Consider the following 1,591-nt stretch of genomic DNA (forward strand, 5'->3'; position numbering starts at 1 on the left):
CTGCCCGTTCGTATTATGAGGTCAGCCAGTTTTTACTGGTTGACCATTTTTAATATGGTTCTACGATTACGGTAGCCGGGGTAGAACGTCTCTGCCCGTGGGGCATTGACCCCGTCCGCTAAACTGTTCACCCCCTACTTGTAGAAACATGTTTGAGGCTGGTTGGGACAAGATCCCGTATAACAAGCGAAGCTATGATACTACAAGCAGGACTAGGGGTTACCGGCAAATTATCTTAGAAAAGGAGCGATACAATGAATCCAGTCGTTGGTCTGGATGTATCTAAAGGGGAAAGCCAAGTTCAAGTATTTTTAGACAAGGGTCAGCCATATGGAAAAAGCTTTAGCATTTCGCATACTCGTGAGGGACTAGATACTTTTCTTCACTTTCTCAAGAATGTGGAAAGTATAACTGGTCAACAACCTCCGGTTGTTCTGGAGTCAACTGGACACTACCAGACTCCGATTACTCAGTTTCTAGAAGAACAAGACTACTTGTATATTCTGATAAACCCACTCATCTCATATCAAGCAAAAAAATCAAACTTACGCAAGGTCAAAACGGATGCGATTGACGCTTATCATTTATGTGAGCTGTATTACAAGGAGGAACTACAACCTTATAAGAAGAGAGGGTTACAGCTGTTAAACCTCCGTAATCTAACAAGACAGCATGGTGCTCTAACTGATCTTTGCATGCAAGCAAAATTACAGTTCCATGCCATTTTAGACCAAGTATTCCCTGAGTTTAGAACTGTATTTGGAGACTTGTTTTCGAAGGTATCCTTGCACATTTTACTGGAGTTCCCTACCTCGGAAGAGGTCTTAAAAGCTAGGGAGTCTGAATTGACGAAACGAATCGAAGCTATATGTATCAGCCGTTCCAACGCTTGGGCCCAGGAAAAGGCGAAAAAAATAATGGACGCAGCAAGCCGCAATCCATTTCAAAAAGCTGTGTACGAAAGTCATTTGATTAGTCTTGAGATGTATATTCGTATGATTCTTCAATATCAAGAGCATCTGTCCAATTTGGAGCACCGAATTGATGCTCTCGCATCAGAAATTGAAGAATATAAGATTATCCAATCTATCCCTGGTATCGGAGAAAAAATCGCGGCAACGATTATCTCTGAAATTGGTGAGATAGAGCGGTTTAATCACCCTAAAAAACTTGTTGCCTTTGCCGGAATCGATCCTAGTGTGCATTCTTCTGGTAAGTTTACTGCAACCATTAATCGAATCACGAAAAGAGGTTCCAGCAGGTTGCGACATGCCTTATATATGGCTGTCCTATGTGGCATCAGAAGTTCACGCAATAAGAAGCTAAAAGAGTTTTATGACAGAAAACGCGCTGAAGGAAAGCCGTTTAAAGTCACCATCATTGCTTGTGTAAACAAACTGATTCACTGGATTTACACCCTGTTAAAGCGTAAAGAGACTTTCCTTGATATTGCTTAATACCAATAAGCAACAATAGAGAAAAAGCCTTCCATCACGATGTTGGATGGTTATTTGCCATGCTCATTTTCAGTATAACAATTAAACAAAACACGTTTTATTGAAAAATGTTGACATCCTATTAGCTGGTTTAG

1 protein-coding gene is annotated in these 1,591 nt (G+C 40.9%); it reads left to right on the plus strand.

Annotated elements, in window-relative coordinates; all coding sequences use genetic code 11:
* Positions 1–254: 254 nt before the first annotated feature.
* Complete coding sequence (locus tag PMI05_RS21490; protein WP_007726230.1) at positions 255–1,457, plus strand: IS110 family transposase; 1,203 nt, start codon at positions 255–257, stop codon at positions 1,455–1,457.
* Positions 1,458–1,591: the final 134 nt, after the last annotated feature.

The sequence above is a fragment of the Brevibacillus sp. BC25 genome (assembly GCF_000282075.1).
Classification (GTDB): Bacteria; Bacillota; Bacilli; order Brevibacillales; family Brevibacillaceae; genus Brevibacillus.